The sequence below is a fragment of the Pseudomonas fluorescens HK44 genome (genome assembly GCF_000217955.3).
Lineage (GTDB): Bacteria > Pseudomonadota > Gammaproteobacteria > Pseudomonadales > Pseudomonadaceae > Aquipseudomonas > Aquipseudomonas fluorescens_AQ.
Window position 1 is genome coordinate 25,983 of record NZ_AFOY02000009.1, and the last position, 16,854, is coordinate 42,836.

Here is a 16,854-nt window from a genome sequence, read left to right on the forward strand (position 1 = left end):
TACGACCCGTATAAAACAGATGCTTTGAAACTATAGAAGCCACAGGGTTCCGTCCTGCGACCATTGGGCAAGTTTTTTTTAAAAAAATGCCTTACAGCCACCCTTTACAGACAAGCGGCCAAAACCCGCACAAGCTTCTGCGCACGCGGGTCCATCAACACGTATGGCCCAAGGGTATTGGTCACAAAACCGAAGGCCACATCGTATTCCGGGTCAGCGAAACCGATGGAGCCGCCAGCACCCGGATGACCAAACGCTCGAGGGCCGAGGCCGAAGGTCGCGTTGGGTACGTCCGGTTGATCGAGCATACAACCCAGACCGAAGCGGGTCCGGGTCAATAAAGTCTTGTCTTCGCCCAGGCTGTGCTCGCGAGTCAGTTCCTGGAGCATCTCGCTTTCCAGCAGGCTGCCATCAAGCAAACCGCTGTAGAACCCGGCCAGACTGCGGGCGTTACCATGGCCATTCGCTGCCGGTTGTTGCATGCGACGCCATTCGGGTTTGTTGGTACTGGTCATGATCGATGGCGGGTTGGTAAACGCCAGAGTGGTCATGGCCGTCGGCTCACGCATCGTCACATGCAGCAAGCGCTGCGCCGCCGCATCGCCGACATTGCCCTTGCTGCGGGCGATGTGCGCCACGCGATGAAACTCTTCATCCGCCAGGCCGACATGAAAATCCAGCCCCAGCGGTCGTGCAACACGTGCCACGATCGACTCGCCCGGCCCCCGGCCATCGGCGCGGCGCAGCAATTCCCCGACCAGCCAGCCATAAGTGATCGCCGCATAACCATGGCCTTCACCGGGCGTCCACCAAGGAGCTTCGGCGGCCAGTGCGTCCACCATGGTTTGCCAGTTGTAGAGTGCCTCTGGTGGCAACAATTCGCGCAAGGCCGGCAGACCGGCCTGATGGCAGAGCAACTGACGCAAGGTGACCGCTTCCTTGCCGGCAGCGGCGAACTCCGGCCAATACCTGGCGACCGGGGCATCGAGCTGCAACTTGCCTTCGGCGACCAGTTGCAGGGCGGTCACCGCGGTAAAGGTCTTGGTGCAGGAGAACAGGTTGGCAATGGTGTCGCTGTGCCAAGCCTCGTGACCGTCCTTGTCGGCAGTACCGGCCCAGAGGTCGAGGACGGTTTCACCGCCGATTTGAATGCACAGTGCCGCGCCACGTTCCTGGGGATCGTCGAAGAGTGCCGCGAAAGCTTCACGCACCGCTTCAAATTTAAGCTCGTAATGACCTTGAATCAGCACCCGTAACTCTCCGAAAAAACGTTTCGACACAATGACCTGCATTGTTCCAGCCCTTGAGGGATTTGGGAACAGGGGCGGGCCGTGAACCTCGTAATCTCAGGCTTTAATGACCATTGGCCGAATGCCCACCTGCATGGCCTGCCCCTGCCCTGCGCCCTTGCTGTCGCGACCTTTTTTCCCACCTGCATCGTCATGACTGGCACTCTCGGCTTTATCCGCCGCAGCCTTGGCCTTCCCGGCTTCTTTACCGAGCTGATCGACGGCCTGCAAGTTGGCCTTGCGCACGCTCTCGACAAAGCCCTGGAACGGTAGATCGGTAATCCCGACCAGACCGAAATGGCCGTTTTCACCGTCCAGCAGACGACCGCTCACCGGTTGATCGAGGTACTGGAACCAATGCACGCCGACAATCGACGGTTCACTCACCGCTTGCTTGACGAAATTGGCGTAGGCCGGCCCACGGTCTTCTTCCTTCGCCAGCTCCGTCACACCGCCCCAGAACGGACCGCGATCACGCGAACCGAAGTTGAACTCGGTGATCAGCACCGGTTTGTCCAGCGCCTGCAGCTTGGCGAAGTCATAACCGTCCTGAGGTTTGAGCGTGTACATGTTGAAGCTCAGGACGTCGCAGTACTGCGCGCAAGACTCGACTGCCTCAGGTGTGCTGGTGGCAAACCGACCACCGAGCAGCAGGTGGTTGGGGGCGTGCCATTTCAACGAATCGGCAATGGTCTTGAAGTAAGTGTCGGCGAAAACTTTCTGGAAATATTTGAAGTCGGCTTCGATTTCCGGGTGCTCCGCACTTGGCAGCGGCGGCACGAAACCCGGGTCTTCCATCAATTCCCAGGCCGGCAAGTCAATGCCCCAGGCTTTCGACAGGCCCGCCTGGTTACGGTATTTGTCCCGCAGTTGCTTGAGGAACGCCCGTTTGGCAGGTACGTCGGTGGTCATTTTCAAGGTGCCGTATGCCAAGGCATAGCGGGCCTTAGGGTCATCGCCGGGGCCGGCCCAGGCCAGTTCGTTATCGGCGAAGTAACCGATCAGCCATGGGTCGTCACGGTGATCGCGTGCAGCAATGGCCACGGCACGCTCGGTGGCCATGGCGAAACGCGGGTCGAACGGATCGGGCATGCCGCCCCACCAGTCGGTGCCGGTGCTGATGCTGGCGTAATCGCCGACGATGGACAGCGGCAAGGTGTACGGCACACGGTCATTCAAGCCCAGCGCCGGGGCGCTCCAGTCGCCGATGGTGTTGAAACCCCAGGCTTGCAGGCGGTCGAGTGTATGGCCGGTCCAGCGTTTTTCGTCGAACGTGTGGGAGGCGCACGGGGTTGTGGCGGTTTCAGCCTTGGCTTCATCAGCCTGGGTTTCAGTCACAACCGCACATGGTTGACCATAAGTGCGCTGCAGGTTGGCACCGTAGAAGTCATACCAGCGACCGGCATTGAACCCGCGCCCCTGATCGGCACCATTGCCATTGCGGTTGTCGCCTTCACCGTAATGGCCGGCCAATGGCTCGTCGTTAGCGGGCAACGACTCGAACATGGCTTCGCGCCCGGCGACGTAAGTCTGGCTGGTATCGGCGGTGACCGTATTGACCCCCAGGGAATAGAACGGGTGACCTTCCGGGGTCACCAGATACCAGCGACCGTCACGCTTTTCAGTGCGAAAGAAGCCACTGGCCTTGAAGGCCGGGCCTTTGCTCCAGCCACCGAACCTGTCCAAAGACGAACGCTGGCGCTCGGCCAGCCAGGTTTTCAGTTGCTGTTGTTCCTTATTGGCCGCGGCTTTGAGCTGCTCGTCGCTGGCGACTTTTTCCGGCCATTTCGCTCGCGTGGACTGACCATAAGCGTCCACTAACGAACCGTAGGCGGCCTTGACCACCGCGTCGCCGTCCTGCACGCCAAAGCGCTCAAGCATGATGCTCTGGGCGACTTTTGGCTGATCCATCGACAGTGTCACCGACACTACCTGGCTGCGATCCAGTTCACCCGTGCTGCTGGCCAGCAATACACGCTGGCCTTCGACAGTGATCGGCATCGGTGGCCCGGCTTTCAGGCCCTGGCTCAGCGGCGAGCTCGGTGTCAGCGGAACCAGCAAGGTTTGCGCAGGCCCGGCCGGCAAATCGATGCGGCTGACCAGGGTCTTGCCGTCGTTACTCTGGATTTTCACGTAGAGCGTCACAGGCCAGTTCATCGCACTCTGGATACGCAGGCTCATGACGCCAGACTGCGACCAGTCCCAGGCGCCGCTTTGCGGGGTCAGGCGCAGGTTCGGTTGTGCCGCAGGGTTGAAGGTCACCCGGCGCAGAACTTCACCTTCGGCCGTTTGCTCCGCGTTGGACTGCGGCAGGCTGGCGTCCTGGGTCGCCACCTGGACCACATCGGCGGGCCGGACAAAGTTGAACAGCGTCTGTTGTCCGGCCGGAGCCGCCAACAGTGGCGCAGCGAACATCAAGGCAAAAACAGCGGGTAACGAACGGCGAATCATATGAACCAGGTTCTCCCTAACGACCAGTGAACGGCCTGTGTGGAATCGGTAACGGGGGGATAGACAACGAAGTGGGCGATTTCGCCCACCGTGTCTCAAGATATTTCGCGACGAAACGGCGGCAGCGCGTTGAGGATAGCTTTGCCGTAGCGTTGCGTGACCAGACGCCGGTCAAGCAAGGTGATGGTGCCGCGATCTTCTTCGGTGCGCAGCAGGCGCCCGCAAGCCTGAACCAGCTTGAGCGAGGCGTCGGGCACCGAGATTTCCATGAACGGATTACCGCCCCGGGCTTCGATCCATTCGGCCAGCGCGGCTTCGACCGGATCGTCCGGGACCGAGAACGGGATCTTGGCGATCACCACGTGCTCGCAGTAAGCACCCGGCAAGTCGACGCCCTCGGCGAAACTCGCCAGGCCGAACAGCACACTGGAGTCACCGCCATCGACCCGCGCCTTGTGCTTGTTCAGGGTTTCCTGCTTCGACAGGTTGCCTTGAATGAACACTTGCTTGCGCCAGTCGCGGTCCAGGCCGTCGAACACGTCCTGCATCTGTTTGCGTGAAGAGAACAGCACCAGTGTGCCGCGCGAGCCTTCGACCAGTTCCGGCAGGTCACGAATGATCGCCGCGGTGTGCGCGGCCGCGTCCCGTGGGTCGGCGCGCAGGTCCGGCACCCGCAGCACGCCGGCATCGGCATGATGGAACGGGCTCGGCACCACCGCCGTCACGGCCTTTTTCGGCAGGCCGGCGCGCATGCGGAAACGGTCGAAGGTGCCCAGCGCGGTCAAGGTGGCCGAGGTCACCAGTGCACCGTAAGCCACATTCCACAGGTTGCGTCGGAGCATTTCCGCCGCCAGGATCGGGCTGGCGTTGACCTCGATATCGAACAGCGAACCGCTTTCGGCCAGGGTCAGCCAGCGGGCCATCGGCGGATTGTCTTCCGGGTCTTCGGCGGTGAATGCGGTCCACAGCTCCCAGTTGCCCTGGGAACGGGACAGCAGGCTGCCAAACAGCGGATACCACTCTTCCGCCTGATTGCTGGCGATACCGATGTTGACCTCGCCATCCATGCCTTCCTTGAGCAGCTCGGTAAGCCGGGTAAAGACATCGGTCAGGCGGGCAAAGCCTTTCTTCAGCTCGACGCCCATCTCGCGCATATGCTCGGGAATCACCCCGCCGACGAAACGATGACGTGGCCGTTCGCGGCCCTCGACGTCTTCGCCGGGCTTGAATTCGGCAACCTGTTCGCAGGCGGTGAACATGAACTGCTGCTGGGTCTTGATCTCACGCGCCAGCTCCGGCACTTGTTCGATCAGTTTGCCCAGATCGCCCGGCAGCGGGTGCTGGGCCAGCAACTTGGTGAGGTTCTTGGCGGTCGTTTCCAGCCAGTCGGCGGTGGAACGCAAACGCGTGTAATGGGCGAAGTGGCCGATCGCCTTGTCCGGCAGGTGATGGCCTTCGTCGAACACGTAGATGGTGTCGCGCGGGTCGGGCAGGACGGCACCGCCGCCCAACGCCAGGTCGGCGAGGACCATGTCGTGGTTGGTGACGATCACGTCAACCTTGCCCATGCCTTCGCGGGCCTTGTAGAAGGCGCACTGACCGAAGTTGGGGCAATGACGGTTGGTGCACTGGCTATGATCGGTGGTCAGGCGCGCCCAGTCCGCATCTTCAAGGGCGGTGGACCAACTGTCGCGGTCACCGTCCCATTTATTGCCGGCAAGCTTTTCGATCATGCTGGTAAACAGCTTCTGACTGGCTTCATCGACCTCGATCTTGAAGCCTTCTTCTTCGAATAGCTGCGCGGTAGCGGTTTGCGCGTGGCCTTCCTGCAACAACATGTCAAGCTTGGACAGGCACATGTAGCGGCCACGACCCTTGGCCAGCGCAAAGCTGAAGTTCAGCCCGCTGTTGCGCATCAGGTCCGGCAGGTCCTTGTAGACGATCTGTTCCTGCAGGGCGACGGTCGCGGTAGCGATCACCAGGCGTTTGCCGGCGGCCTTGGCAGTCGGAATCGCCGCCAGGCTGTAGGCCACGGTTTTCCCGGTACCGGTGCCGGCTTCCACCGCGACAATCGCGGGGTCGCCACTGCGCCGGCCTTCGTCGTCGGTGTCGATGTCACCGAGGACCTTGGCAATTTCGGCGATCATCAGGCGCTGGCCGTAACGCGGCTTGAGGCTCTTGGCTTCGAGAAAACGCGAGTAGGCGCCCTGGATCGTGGTTTTGAGTTCAGTGCTGATCATGGATTGTCGGGCGCAAAAAACGCTGGATAAATTTTCAGTGGTTCGGTTCGGCGGCTATCATACCCCGCTAATTAATCCCGCGCAGAACGGAGTACCCCAATGACACCTTTCGCCCTCATTTATACCCTGCATGTACTGGCGGCCCTGATCTGGGTCGGCGGCATGTTTTTCGCCTGGATGGTCCTGCGCCCCGCCGCCATGAAGGCACTTGAAGGGCCTGCGCGATTGAAGCTGTGGGTAGAAGTGTTTCAACGTTTTTTTGTCTGGGTCTGGGTCGCCGTGGTGATCTTGCCGATCAGTGGTGTCGGGCTGATTCATCTGCGCTTCAGCGGTTTTGAAACCGCGCCGCGTTACGTGCAGATCATGATGGGGCTGTACCTGGTGATGACTGCGCTGTTTATCCGCATTCAGGCGCTGAATCTGCCGGAGTTGCGTAAAGCTGTGCTGGCCGAGGATTGGCCGACAGGTGCCGCGACTTTGGGCAAGATTCGGCGCTTGGTAGGAATCAATCTATCGCTGGGGTTGTTGCTGGTGGCGGTGGCCTCGGCCCGACCGATGTTCTAGAGCCAAAGCAGCCCTGGAGGGCCTTTGTGGTGAGGGGGGGCTTGCCCCCGTCGGCCGGTCCGCGCTCGGGCGAAGCAGTCGTAAACCAGTCACCGCATGCATTCTGAAGGAACGGGGGCGCTGGTTCTGGGGCCGCTTTGCGGCCCAGCGGGGGCAAGCCCCCTCGCCACAGGGGGACTCGCCAATCCTTACAACCGCTGTACCGTCACGGCACCTGCCGCCCCGGCAGGACCTGGCTGACCTTGCGCACCTGCGCGACCGCTTTTACCGCCGTCGGCACGGTAGACGAAACACCCCTTGGCCTTTCCGCCTGCGCCTGGCTTGCCACCGGCCCCGGCCACGCCACCGGCACCGCCGTCGACCAGCACCTTGATCTGCCGGGCCGGGTAATCGCGCGGCAATTCAACACGCACCTGCGCGCCCGGTGCGCCGGCATGACCATCGCCACCCTTATCGCCATCCGCCCCATGCCCGGCCTGGCCCCACGTGCAGCCCGGCTCCTGGCCGTTACCGCCATCGAGCCCCACGTACCCTGGCGCACCGGCACCGCCACGGGCATCCACCGACAACTCGGGAGCGTTCAGCGAGACAATCCGCAGATTCAGGTTGCGCCCGGCGCGGGCGGCCTTGAAGTAAGTGCCCGGCGCACCTCGCGAAGTGATCTGACTGCCACTGGCAAGCTGCGCACGACTGATATTCAGTTGCAGAGCCTGTTCGCTGGGAACAATGGCGATCCGTGCCTCACGCCCCAGACGCAACTCGCCAACGCTCAGCTCGGTCACATTCGAGGGGATCAGCAGCGTGCCATTATCGGCAACTTCCAGGCGTTCCAGCTGCAAGGTGCTGGCAGTATTGGGTAAACGCAGCAGCGAGTTGGTCTCGACCGTGACCACTTGAGCCATCGCCATTGGGCTGATCAGGGCGGCGAGCAAGCAGAGCTTACGCATGACGAACCTCCCCGGCGGCAGGGATTGCAAGGGTTTGCACATGGAAAATACCGACAACCAGGATCTGCAAGCGATCACGCCACGGATGAGCCCGCTCTTTAAGGTTGCGGTTATAGAGCACCAGTTCCACGACGTGGGTCATCAGCAACAGACTGCCGATCAGATTGATCATCAGATGAAACGGACTGATCAACGGGCTGATCAGATTGACCAGCACCACCAGCCAGAACAACAGGGTCAACCCCTTCCCCAATCCCCAAAGCACCTTCATACACGCCCCCGCAGATCATTATTCTTTGCGCGCACAGTACCGACTTCCATAAGGGATAAGCCAGAGGCCAACGAAAATTCTGCTGAACGGGCGGTTTAGAGCGTCGCAACTATCAATCAGCAGCCAATCACCTGTTCGATCCGACGGCTTTTTCGCCCCTGTTTACCGCAGATCCCGCCATTGCCTGTAAACCGGCTCTAGGCCCTGACGCCGGGGCAGGCTAGTCTTCGCACATCTGATTGAGGATCTTCGATGACCGCAGGTATTTCTTCGCGCACGCCCCAGCAAGCACTCGCTGCCTTGCTCGACCGTTATGCACCACAACGACTGTTGCTGATCGGCGCCAGCGACTTCCCCGCGCTTGAGGCTTTCAAGCTCGCACACCCGGATGCCTGCGTCGCGCAAGTCGCGCCCGGCCCCCTGCCACCTGAGCTTGCCGCACAACGCTTCGACCTGGCGCTGGCACTCGACTGCCTTGAGCATCTGCCCAAACGCGATGGCCTGAACCTGCTCGGCGGGATTCGCAATCTCAACGCCAGCCGCATCGCGGTGCTGGCGGACCTGAAAGCCTGCGGCTGGCAAGCAACCGACTTCTTTTCCCTGGCACTGCAAGCCAGCGAACGCTTCCAGCGTGACGAACAGGTCCTGACACTGTTTACCTACGATCTGCTTGACTACAAACAAGTGCCTGACTGGCTCAATTCACGGTTCTGGGCCAATCCGGAAAACTTCGGAAAATACTGGTGGTAACACAATGAGTACGTCCATTTGCCCGTGCGGCAGTGGCACCCTGCTGGATGCCTGCTGCGGCCACTACCACGCCGGCCATCCTGCGCCGTGCGCCGAGGCCTTGATGCGTTCGCGCTACAGCGCCTATGTGCTGGGCCTGATCGACTATCTGGTGGCCACCACCCTGCCCGCCCAGCAGGCTGGCCTGGATCGTCAGTCGATCAGTGATTGGAGCGCGCAAAGCACCTGGCTTGGCCTTGAGGTGGAAAGCTCCGAGGTCTTCGGCGGACAGCCCGAACATGCATTCGTCACCTTCACCGCTCGCTGGCACGACAGCACCGGCGAACACAGCCACCGCGAACGTTCATCCTTCGTGCAAAACGCCGGGCGCTGGTACTTCATTGACCCGACCGTGCAGCTCAAGGCCGGGCGCAATGATGCATGCCCCTGCGCCAGCGGGCAGAAATTCAAGAAGTGTTGTGCGAGTTATTTCACCGTTTGAGGCGATCTTTTGGGGCTAGACTGGGGTTCAAGGAGAAATACCACCATGACCCATCAGCAACGCGCCTTACCAATTGTCACCCTGTTCATGTTCCTGAGCCTCGGTGGCTGCGCGTCCTGGTTCGCTGATGACAGCCTCGACCCGCAAGTCCATCTGCTCAAAGTCGAAGTGGTGCGCGCCAAACTTCTTGAGCAGAAATTCATGCTCTACTTTCGCGTCGACAACCCCAACGACTCCAGTCTTACGGTTCGCGGCCTGGAGTACCGGATTCATTTAAGCGAGTTCCTGCTGGCCGAAGGCGAGGCCAGCGAATGGTTCACCGTCGACCCGAAAAGCAGCAGCTATTTCCAGGTGCCGATCCGCACCAACCTCTGGCAACACCTGCGTGAGGTGGTAAAAATGCTGAAGAAACGCGACCAGCCGATCCCCTATCGCCTGGAAGGAACGCTTCAAACCGGAATATTCATCGGCAATGACGTGCACCTGGCCAATAATGGCGAGATAATTCCCGGCGATTTTATTCCGGAGTAACCTCGATGACCCAGCAACCCCATGTCCATGGCCCTGACTGCAACCACGATCATGACCATCACGACCATCATGATCACGACCATGGCCATGTTCACGGCCCGAACTGCGGCCACGCTCACCAGGAGCCGGTGCGCAACGCGTTGAAAGACGTTGGCCGCAACGACCCTTGCCCATGCGGCAACGGCAAGAAGTTCAAGAAGTGCCACGGCGCTTGATTCTCTAGCCGCACGCATCTCCCCCCCTGTAGGAGCAAGGCTTGCCCGCGATGAACGATGACGCGCAATGCCTCAGATACCGAGGTGCCCCTATCGCGGGCAAGCCACGCTCCCACAGGTTTTAATCAGCCATCAAAATATCTGTGGTGCAGATCACCGTCGCATACTCCCCGTGCAGATTGCCCAGCGACATGGCATGCACCTCCTGCGCCGAATGCTTGTTGCCGAAGTAGTCGACCTTGTCGAAGGTGTAGCAGGCGTCTTCCACGACCCAGGTTTCAAACCCCAGATTGCCCGCCGTACGCGCCGTGGACTCGACCGAGTTATGAGTCGCCACGCCGACAATGATCAGTTGCTCGATCCCTGCCTCACGCAAACTCACCGCAAGCGTCGTCCCGCTGAACGCATCGGGGACCTGTTTCTGGATCACACGCTCGCCCGATAGCGGCTCGAACCGCTCCTGAAACTCGACACCCGACTGCTGCGGCCAGAACACTGATTCCGGCGAGCGGGACAAGTGCTGCACATGAATCACCGGTCGCGCCATGCGCCGCCATTCACTCAGCAACTGTGCCATGTGCTGCTCGGCGTGGGGGTTATTGCGTGGTCCAAGCCTGGGGTGATGAATGCCTTTTTGCTGATCGATCAGAATAAGCACTGCGTTTGCCTGAAGTTCCATGGCGAGTTCTCTCTTGCACGGCTCATTGAATTTTCCACACTTGAGCATTACCTCTTCCTCCAGGCAAGTCATCGTGAACGCCAATCCCCTGAAAACAGCGCAGTCCCCTGTGGCGAGGGAGCTTGCTCCCGCTGGGGCGCGAAGCGGCCCTGAAAATGGGACTGCTACGCAGTCCAGCGGGGGCAAGCCCCTTCGCCACAGGTACAGCGTCAAATTCTTTGATTTATCGGACAAACCTTGAAATAAGATCGGCACCCGCTTGCGCGGCCTTCTCCTGCTCACTAACGTAGCGCCTTTATTGCGCCTCTACTCCCGCAGGAGCTTTGCCATGGCCTCGCCAGCCCTTACATCCTTTCTTCCCCGGTTCGGCGTTGCCGCGGCAGTGGCCAGTGTGCTCAGTCTCACCGGTTGCCAGACCTGGAATGCCCAGGACAGCCTGCCACCCACCGCAGGCGTGCAGCCACTCAAAGGGTTGGCGCAAAACGTTTCGGTGCGGCGCAATGCCTTGGGCGTGCCGCTGATCGAAAGCAACACCTTTCACGACGCGCTGTTCACCCTCGGTTACGTGCACGCCAGTGATCGCATCACCCAGATGGTCACCCTGCGCCTGCTGGCCCAGGGTCGCCTGTCGGAGATGTCTGGCGCAGAGATGCTCGACGCTGACCGCTACATGCGGGCAGTCAACCTGAAGAAAAGTGCCGACGAGCTCTACAAGGCCTCCTCTCCACGCCTGCAACGCTTCTTTGAAGTCTATGCACGCGGGGTCAACGCCTACCTGTTCCGCTATCGCGACAAACTGCCGTCGGATCTCGCCGCCACTGGCTATAAGCCGGAATACTGGAAACCGGAGGATTCGGCGCTGATTTTCTGCCTGCTGAACTTCAGCCAGTCAGCCAACCTGCCGCAAGAAATCGCCTCGCTGGTGATGGCGCAAACTGTCACGACAGACAAACTCGCGTGGCTGTCGCCGTCCTATCCGGATGAAAAACTGCCACTGACCGAAGCTGAAAAGCTTAAAGGCGTGAAGCTCAACGGTACGATCCCGGGCCTGAGCGAACTCAGCAAAGCCGGCGACCAGTTGTCCGCATTGAATCCGCTCGGCGCCACAGCGTCGAACAACTGGGCGATTGCCCCGCAGCGCAGTCGCAGCGGCAAGAGCCTGCTGGCCAGCGACAGCCAATTCCCGATTGGCGTGCCGTCGCTGTGGAACTACGTGCAGATCCGCTCGCCGAAGTACCAGGCGGCCGGGGTTTCCATTGCGGGCCTTCCGATGGTCCTCGCCGGTTTCAACGGCAAAGTGGCGTGGAGCATGACCGCGGTCATGGGCGATAACCAGGACCTGTTTCTTGAAAAACTCAAGCGTCAAGGCAATGGCCTGAGCTACGAAGTCGCTGGTAAATGGCAACCGGTGACGGTTCGTAACGAAACCTACTTCGTCAAAGGCCAGCGGCCGATTCGCGAAGCCGTGTACGAAACCCGCCACGGCCCGCTGCTCAACAGTGCCCAAGGCACCGCACTGGGCAATGGTTTCGGTCTGGCGTTGCAGATGCCGAACTTTACAGACGACAAGAGCCTCGACGCCTTCTTCGACCTGTCCCGTGCACAGAGCGCAGAGAAAGCCTCGGACGCCAGCCGTGAAATCCGCGCTATCGCGCTGAACATGGTGTTCGCCGACGCCAGCCACATCGGCTGGCAAGTCACCGGGCGCTTCCCGAACCGCCGCGAAGGTGAAGGTGGGTTGCCATCGCCGGGCTGGGAAGGTCGTTACGACTGGGACGGTTACGCCGACCCGATGCTCCACCCTTATGACCAGGACCCGGCCCAAGGCTGGATCGGCACCGCCAACCAGCGGGTCATCCCTCACGGTTACGGCATGCAGCTGTCCAACTCCTGGGCCGCTCCCGAGCGCGGCGAGCGCATCGCCGAACTGGCAAGTACCGGCAAGCACGACAGCCGCAGCATGATTGCCATGCAGTACGACCAGACCACGCTGTTCGCCGCCAAACTGAAAAAGATGTTTGAAGCGCCGGGCATGTCCCAGCCGCTCAAACAGGCGATCGACGCACTGCCGGTTGCCGAAGCCGGCAAAGCGCGCGAAGCTTACAGCCGCTTGATGGCATTCGACGGCAAGCTCAGCCCGACCTCCGCCGACGCAGCGATCTATGAACTGTTCCTGCAAGAGAGCATGAAGCAGATCTTCCTCGACGAGCTCGGCCCGCAGGACAGCCCGACGTGGAAAGCCTTCGTCGCCAACGGTAAATTGTCCTACTCGGCCCAGGCCGACCATTTGCTCGGTCGTGAGGACAGCCCGTTCTGGGATGACATCCGCACGCCGCAAAAAGAAGACAAACCGACCATTCTCGCCCGTAGCCTGGCTGCGGCCATCACGGCCGGCGAGAGCCAGATGGGCGCCGATCACAAAGCCTGGCAGTGGGGCAAACTGCACCACTACGAATGGAAAAACAGCCGCGGCCAGACCGTGCGCGGCGCCATGTCGGCCGGAGGTGACCACACCACGTTGAACGCTGCCGCCTACACCTGGGGACAGGATTTCAACGTGACGCTGGTGCCGGCGATGCGCTTCATTGTCGACTTCGGCCAGGCCGAACCGCTGATGGGCCAGAGCGGCACCGGTCAATCCGGCAACCCGGCCAGCCCGAACTATATCGACAGCATCGACCCGTGGCTCAAAGGCCAATACATGAGCTTGCCGATGCAACCGCAGAACTTTGACAAGGTGTATGGCAAAACGCGGCTGACCCTGGTGCCGGGCAAGTAACACGATGGTGATCTGTGACAAGGCAGCTTGCTTCCTCGCCACAGATCGCTCTACTTTGGTGCGGCAAATTGTACACGCCCGTTTTCGGGCACGATTCCTCTCCAGACGTGTCTTGAATCATCTTTTAAAACGCTTGTTCGGGACTCTGGTTCGGAAATTGCTACTTTCTTAAGGTCTTACGCTTTCCAGTAACAATAATTTCGCGCCACAAGCGCTCAAATTGGTTCTTAGGGATTTAATAATGAAAAAAGCATTGCTGACCCTTTCTGCACTGGCGTTGTGCATGGCCGCTGGTTCCGCACTGGCCAAGGAATACAAAGAACTGCGTTTTGGTGTTGACCCGTCCTACGCTCCGTTCGAGTCCAAAGCGGCCGACGGCAGCCTGGTGGGCTTTGACATCGATCTGGGCAACGCGATCTGCGCCGAACTGAAGGTCAAGTGCAAATGGGTCGAAAGCGATTTCGACGGTATGATTCCGGGCCTCAAGGCCAATAAATTCGACGGTGTGATCTCTTCGATGACCGTCACCGAAGCCCGCGAAAAAGTCATCGACTTCTCCAGCGAGCTGTTCTCCGGCCCTACCGCACTGGTCTACAAGAAAGGTTCCGGCGTTTCTGACGTGGCCTCGCTCAAGGGTAAAAAGGTCGGCTACGAGCAAGGCACTATCCAGGAAGCCTACGCCAAGGCCGTGCTGGACAAGGCTGGCGTGACCACTCAGGCCTACGCCAACCAGGATCAGGTCTACGCCGACCTGACTTCCGGTCGTCTGGACGCCTCGATCCAGGACATGCTGCAAGCCGAACTGGGCTTCTTGAAGTCGCCACAAGGTGCTGCTTATGAAGTCAGCAAGCCGGTCAACGATCCTTTGCTGCCAGCCAAAACAGCTGTCGGTATCTCGAAAGGTAACAAAGAGCTCAAAGCCCTTCTTGATAAAGGTATCAAAGCGTTACACGATGATGGCACCTACGCGACCATTCAAAAGAAACACTTCGGTGATCTGAATCTGTACAGCGGCAAATAATGCCCGGCGCCCATCCTCGTGATGGGCGCTTTTTTCACGCTATCAGGTTGCAGATTTTATGTTTGAACAACTGTTACAAAACCTCGGGCTTTCTGCCTTCAGCTTGAAGGGCTTCGGTCCGCTGCTGATGCAAGGCACCTGGATGACCATCAAATTATCGGTGTTGTCGCTGCTGGTGGCCGTGTTGCTCGGTCTGCTCGGCGCCACTGCCAAACTCTCCAGCGTCAAACTGCTACGAGTTCCCGCCCAGGTCTACACCACACTGATCCGCGGCGTGCCGGACCTGGTACTGATGCTGCTGATTTTCTACAGCCTGCAAACCTGGCTGACCTCCCTGACCGACCTGATGGAATGGGAGTACATCGAAATCAACCCGTTCAGCGCCGGGGTCATCACCCTGGGCTTCATTTATGGCGCGTATTTCACCGAGACCTTTCGCGGCGCGATCCTCGCTGTCCCACGGGGCCAGGTCGAAGCCGCCACTGCGTATGGCCTCAAACGCGGTCAGCGGTTCCGCTTCGTGGTGTTCCCGCAGATGATGCGCTTCGCCCTGCCGGGCATCGGCAATAACTGGATGGTGATGCTCAAGGCCACCGCGCTGGTGTCGATCATCGGCCTGGCGGACCTGGTCAAAGCGGCTCAAGACGCCGGTAAAAGCTCCTATCAACTGTTTTACTTCCTGGTGCTGGCCGCCTTGATTTACCTGCTGATCACCAGCGCTTCGAACTTTGTCCTGCGCAGGCTTGAACGCCGTTATGCCGCCGGCGCCCGGGAGGCCGTACGATGATCGAACTTCTGCAGGACTACTGGAGACCGTTCCTTTACACCGACGGTTATCACATTACTGGCCTGGCGATGACCATGTGGCTGCTCAGCGCCTCGATCTTCATCGGCTTTCTGGTGTCGATTCCGCTGTCGATTGCCCGGGTTTCATCCAAGCTTTACGTGCGCTGGCCGGTGCAGTTCTACACCTACCTGTTCCGTGGCACGCCGCTGTATATCCAGTTGCTGATTTGCTACACCGGGATCTACAGCCTGGCCGCGGTTCGTGCGCAGCCGGTGCTCGATGCGTTCTTTCGCGATGCGATGAACTGCACCATCCTCGCGTTTGCCTTGAATACCTGCGCCTACACCACGGAGATTTTCGCCGGGGCGATTCGCAGCATGGCCCACGGCGAAGTCGAAGCGGCCAAGGCCTACGGCCTGACGGGCTGGAAGTTGTACGCCTACGTGATCATGCCGTCGGCCCTGCGTCGTTCGTTGCCGTACTACAGCAACGAAGTGATCCTGATGCTGCACTCGACCACCGTGGCGTTCACCGCCACCGTCCCGGACATTTTGAAAGTGGCGCGGGATGCCAACTCGGCGACCTTTCTGACCTTTCAGTCGTTCGGCATCGCCGCGCTGATTTACCTGACCGTCACCTTTGCGCTGGTCGGCCTGTTCCGACTGGCCGAACGCCGCTGGCTGGCGTTCCTCGGGCCGACTCACTAGGATTTTTTGCAAATGCGCCACCAGATCCATGACCTGCTTGCCCCACTGCCGGGCACTGCACGACAGATCCACAGCTTCCACTTCGGCCCGACCCAGGCCAAAGGCAAGATCTACATCCAGTCCTCGCTGCACGCCGACGAAATGCCCGGCATGCTGGTGGCCTGGCACCTCAAGCTGCGCCTGGCGGAACTCGAAGCCGCCGGCCGTCTGCGCAGCGAGATCGTGCTGGTGCCCGTGGCCAACCCGATCGGCCTCGAACAAGTGCTGATGGACGTGCCACTGGGCCGCTACGAACTGGAAAGCGGACAAAACTTCAACCGCTGGTTCGTTGACCTCGGCGAAGAAGTCGCCAGCGAGATCGAAGGGCAACTGAACGACGACCCTCAACACAACCTTGAGCTGATCCGCAGCAGCCTGCGCAACGCGCTGGCTCGGCAAACCGCCAGCACCCAACTGCAATCCCAGCGCCTGACCCTGCAAACACTGGCCTGCGACGCGGACATGGTGCTGGACCTGCATTGTGATTTCGAAGCCGTTGCACACCTGTACACCACGCCCGAGGCCTGGCCGCAAGTCGAGCCTCTGGCGCGCTACATCGGCGCCGAAGCCAGCCTGCTGGCCACCGACTCCGGCGGTCATTCATTCGACGAGTGTTTCACTCTGGTCTGGTGGCAAATGCAGGAGCGCTTCGGTGAGCACTTCAACATTCCGCTGGGCAGCTTCTCGGTGACTGTCGAATTACGCGGTCAAGGCGACGTCAATCATCCGCTGGCCAGCCGCGACTGCCAGGCGCTGATCGACTATCTGGTTCATTTCGGCGCTATCGAAGGTCAAGCACCGCCCTTGCCCGAACTGCCCTACCCTGCCACGCCTCTGGCCGCGGTAGAACCGGTTGCAACCCCGGTCGGCGGTTTGCTGGTGTACAGCGTGCTGCCGGGCGAGTATCTGGCGGAGGGACAACTGATTGCCGAAATCATCGACCCGATCGGCGACCGTGTGACCCCGGTTCATTGCGCCAACGCCGGCCTGCTCTACGCCCGTTCGACTCGCCGAATGGCCACCGCAGGCATGGTGATTGCCCATGTTGCAGGCCTCGAAGCCTATCGCACCGGCTACCTACTTTCGCCTTGAGGATGCATGCC

Annotated in this window: 15 protein-coding genes and 1 pseudogene; 10 read left to right on the forward strand and 6 right to left on the reverse strand. The window is 60.3% G+C overall.

Features of this window, described 5'->3' with window-relative positions; all coding sequences use genetic code 11:
• Positions 1 to 104: 104 nt before the first annotated feature.
• The 3 genes and pseudogenes from HK44_RS08740 to dinG all read right to left on the reverse strand — a co-directional run bounded on the left by HK44_RS08740 (position 105) and on the right by dinG (position 5,980).
• A complete protein-coding gene (locus tag HK44_RS08740) occupies positions 105 to 1,250 on the reverse strand; it encodes an EstA family serine hydrolase (protein WP_024264813.1) in 1,146 nt (381 codons plus the stop codon).
• A gap of 103 nt (positions 1,251 to 1,353) precedes the next feature.
• Positions 1,354 to 3,740 (reverse strand): annotated as a pseudogene (locus HK44_RS08745) (beta-galactosidase).
• A 95-nt stretch (positions 3,741 to 3,835) separates the two neighbouring features.
• Positions 3,836 to 5,980: an ATP-dependent DNA helicase DinG gene (gene dinG, locus HK44_RS08750; protein WP_019692164.1), complete on the reverse strand. Its 2,145-nt coding sequence runs from the start codon at positions 5,978 to 5,980 to the stop codon at positions 3,836 to 3,838.
• 99 nt (positions 5,981 to 6,079) lie between these two features.
• Between dinG and HK44_RS08755 the strand changes: the two genes are divergently transcribed.
• Complete coding sequence (locus HK44_RS08755) at positions 6,080 to 6,544, forward strand: CopD family protein (protein ID WP_019692163.1); 465 nt, start codon at positions 6,080 to 6,082, stop codon at positions 6,542 to 6,544.
• Positions 6,545 to 6,732: 188 nt separating this feature from the next.
• Here the strand turns inward: HK44_RS08755 and HK44_RS08760 are convergent, their stop codons facing one another.
• On the reverse strand, positions 6,733 to 7,491 hold the full coding sequence (locus HK44_RS08760; RefSeq protein WP_019692162.1) for a hypothetical protein: 759 nt from the start codon (positions 7,489 to 7,491) through the stop codon (positions 6,733 to 6,735).
• Positions 7,484 to 7,762: a DUF1145 domain-containing protein gene (locus tag HK44_RS08765; RefSeq protein WP_019692161.1), complete on the reverse strand. Its 279-nt coding sequence runs from the start codon at positions 7,760 to 7,762 to the stop codon at positions 7,484 to 7,486. Before HK44_RS08765 ends, HK44_RS08760 begins: the two co-directional genes overlap by 8 nt.
• A 252-nt stretch (positions 7,763 to 8,014) precedes the next feature.
• Here HK44_RS08765 and HK44_RS08770 point away from each other — a divergent pair, with 252 nt between their 5' ends.
• The 4 genes from HK44_RS08770 to HK44_RS08785 are packed head-to-tail and all read left to right on the forward strand — an operon-like array spanning position 8,015 to position 9,739.
• The gene (locus HK44_RS08770; protein ID WP_019692160.1) at positions 8,015 to 8,512 is read left to right on the forward strand and encodes a DUF6231 family protein; all 498 of its coding nucleotides are present in this window, start codon (positions 8,015 to 8,017) and stop codon (positions 8,510 to 8,512) included.
• 4 nt (positions 8,513 to 8,516) lie between these two features.
• Complete coding sequence (locus tag HK44_RS08775; RefSeq protein WP_019692159.1) at positions 8,517 to 8,993, forward strand: YchJ family protein; 477 nt, start codon at positions 8,517 to 8,519, stop codon at positions 8,991 to 8,993.
• Between the two features lie 45 nt (positions 8,994 to 9,038).
• Positions 9,039 to 9,524 (forward strand): LEA type 2 family protein, encoded by a 486-nt coding sequence (locus HK44_RS08780; protein ID WP_019692158.1) that lies wholly within the window; start codon positions 9,039 to 9,041, stop codon positions 9,522 to 9,524.
• Between the two features lie 5 nt (positions 9,525 to 9,529).
• The gene (locus HK44_RS08785) at positions 9,530 to 9,739 is read left to right on the forward strand and encodes an SEC-C metal-binding domain-containing protein (protein WP_007906737.1); all 210 of its coding nucleotides are present in this window, start codon (positions 9,530 to 9,532) and stop codon (positions 9,737 to 9,739) included.
• Between the two features lie 121 nt (positions 9,740 to 9,860).
• Here the strand turns inward: HK44_RS08785 and HK44_RS08790 are convergent, their stop codons facing one another.
• Positions 9,861 to 10,418, reverse strand: a complete 558-nt coding sequence (locus tag HK44_RS08790; protein WP_019692157.1) for a cysteine hydrolase family protein — start codon at positions 10,416 to 10,418, stop codon at positions 9,861 to 9,863.
• A gap of 328 nt (positions 10,419 to 10,746) precedes the next feature.
• On the opposite strand from HK44_RS08790, the gene HK44_RS08795 reads away from it, so the two are divergent.
• The 5 genes from HK44_RS08795 to HK44_RS08815 all read left to right on the forward strand — a co-directional run bounded on the left by HK44_RS08795 (position 10,747) and on the right by HK44_RS08815 (position 16,843).
• A complete protein-coding gene (locus tag HK44_RS08795; protein ID WP_019692156.1) occupies positions 10,747 to 13,197 on the forward strand; it encodes a penicillin acylase family protein in 2,451 nt (816 codons plus the stop codon).
• Between the two features lie 241 nt (positions 13,198 to 13,438).
• The gene (locus HK44_RS08800; RefSeq protein WP_019692155.1) at positions 13,439 to 14,218 is read left to right on the forward strand and encodes a transporter substrate-binding domain-containing protein; all 780 of its coding nucleotides are present in this window, start codon (positions 13,439 to 13,441) and stop codon (positions 14,216 to 14,218) included.
• 58 nt (positions 14,219 to 14,276) lie between these two features.
• Positions 14,277 to 15,005 (forward strand): ABC transporter permease, encoded by a 729-nt coding sequence (locus HK44_RS08805; protein ID WP_019692154.1) that lies wholly within the window; start codon positions 14,277 to 14,279, stop codon positions 15,003 to 15,005.
• A complete protein-coding gene (locus HK44_RS08810) occupies positions 15,002 to 15,712 on the forward strand; it encodes an ABC transporter permease (protein WP_019692153.1) in 711 nt (236 codons plus the stop codon). Before HK44_RS08805 ends, HK44_RS08810 begins: the two co-directional genes overlap by 4 nt.
• Positions 15,713 to 15,724: 12 nt before the next feature.
• Positions 15,725 to 16,843 carry a succinylglutamate desuccinylase/aspartoacylase family protein gene (locus HK44_RS08815; protein ID WP_019692152.1) on the forward strand — a complete coding sequence of 373 codons (1,119 nt, stop codon included), beginning with the start codon at positions 15,725 to 15,727 and terminating at the stop codon, positions 16,841 to 16,843.
• Positions 16,844 to 16,854: the final 11 nt, after the last annotated feature.

Excerpts from the sequence above, each read along its gene's own strand:
- dinG (WP_019692164.1), bottom strand. The coding sequence starts at position 5,980 with ATGATCAGCACTGAACTCAAAACCACGATCCAGGGCGCCTACTCGCGT.
- HK44_RS08755 (WP_019692163.1), top strand. The coding sequence starts at position 6,080 with ATGACACCTTTCGCCCTCATTTATACCCTGCATGTACTGGCGGCCCTG.
- HK44_RS08760 (WP_019692162.1), bottom strand. The coding sequence starts at position 7,491 with ATGCGTAAGCTCTGCTTGCTCGCCGCCCTGATCAGCCCAATGGCGATG.
- HK44_RS08765 (WP_019692161.1), bottom strand. The coding sequence starts at position 7,762 with ATGAAGGTGCTTTGGGGATTGGGGAAGGGGTTGACCCTGTTGTTCTGG.
- HK44_RS08770 (WP_019692160.1), top strand. The coding sequence starts at position 8,015 with ATGACCGCAGGTATTTCTTCGCGCACGCCCCAGCAAGCACTCGCTGCC.
- HK44_RS08775 (WP_019692159.1), top strand. The coding sequence starts at position 8,517 with ATGAGTACGTCCATTTGCCCGTGCGGCAGTGGCACCCTGCTGGATGCC.
- HK44_RS08780 (WP_019692158.1), top strand. The coding sequence starts at position 9,039 with ATGACCCATCAGCAACGCGCCTTACCAATTGTCACCCTGTTCATGTTC.
- HK44_RS08785 (WP_007906737.1), top strand. The coding sequence starts at position 9,530 with ATGACCCAGCAACCCCATGTCCATGGCCCTGACTGCAACCACGATCAT.
- HK44_RS08790 (WP_019692157.1), bottom strand. The coding sequence starts at position 10,418 with ATGGAACTTCAGGCAAACGCAGTGCTTATTCTGATCGATCAGCAAAAA.
- HK44_RS08795 (WP_019692156.1), top strand. The coding sequence starts at position 10,747 with ATGGCCTCGCCAGCCCTTACATCCTTTCTTCCCCGGTTCGGCGTTGCC.
- HK44_RS08800 (WP_019692155.1), top strand. The coding sequence starts at position 13,439 with ATGAAAAAAGCATTGCTGACCCTTTCTGCACTGGCGTTGTGCATGGCC.
- HK44_RS08805 (WP_019692154.1), top strand. The coding sequence starts at position 14,277 with ATGTTTGAACAACTGTTACAAAACCTCGGGCTTTCTGCCTTCAGCTTG.
- HK44_RS08810 (WP_019692153.1), top strand. The coding sequence starts at position 15,002 with ATGATCGAACTTCTGCAGGACTACTGGAGACCGTTCCTTTACACCGAC.
- HK44_RS08815 (WP_019692152.1), top strand. The coding sequence starts at position 15,725 with ATGCGCCACCAGATCCATGACCTGCTTGCCCCACTGCCGGGCACTGCA.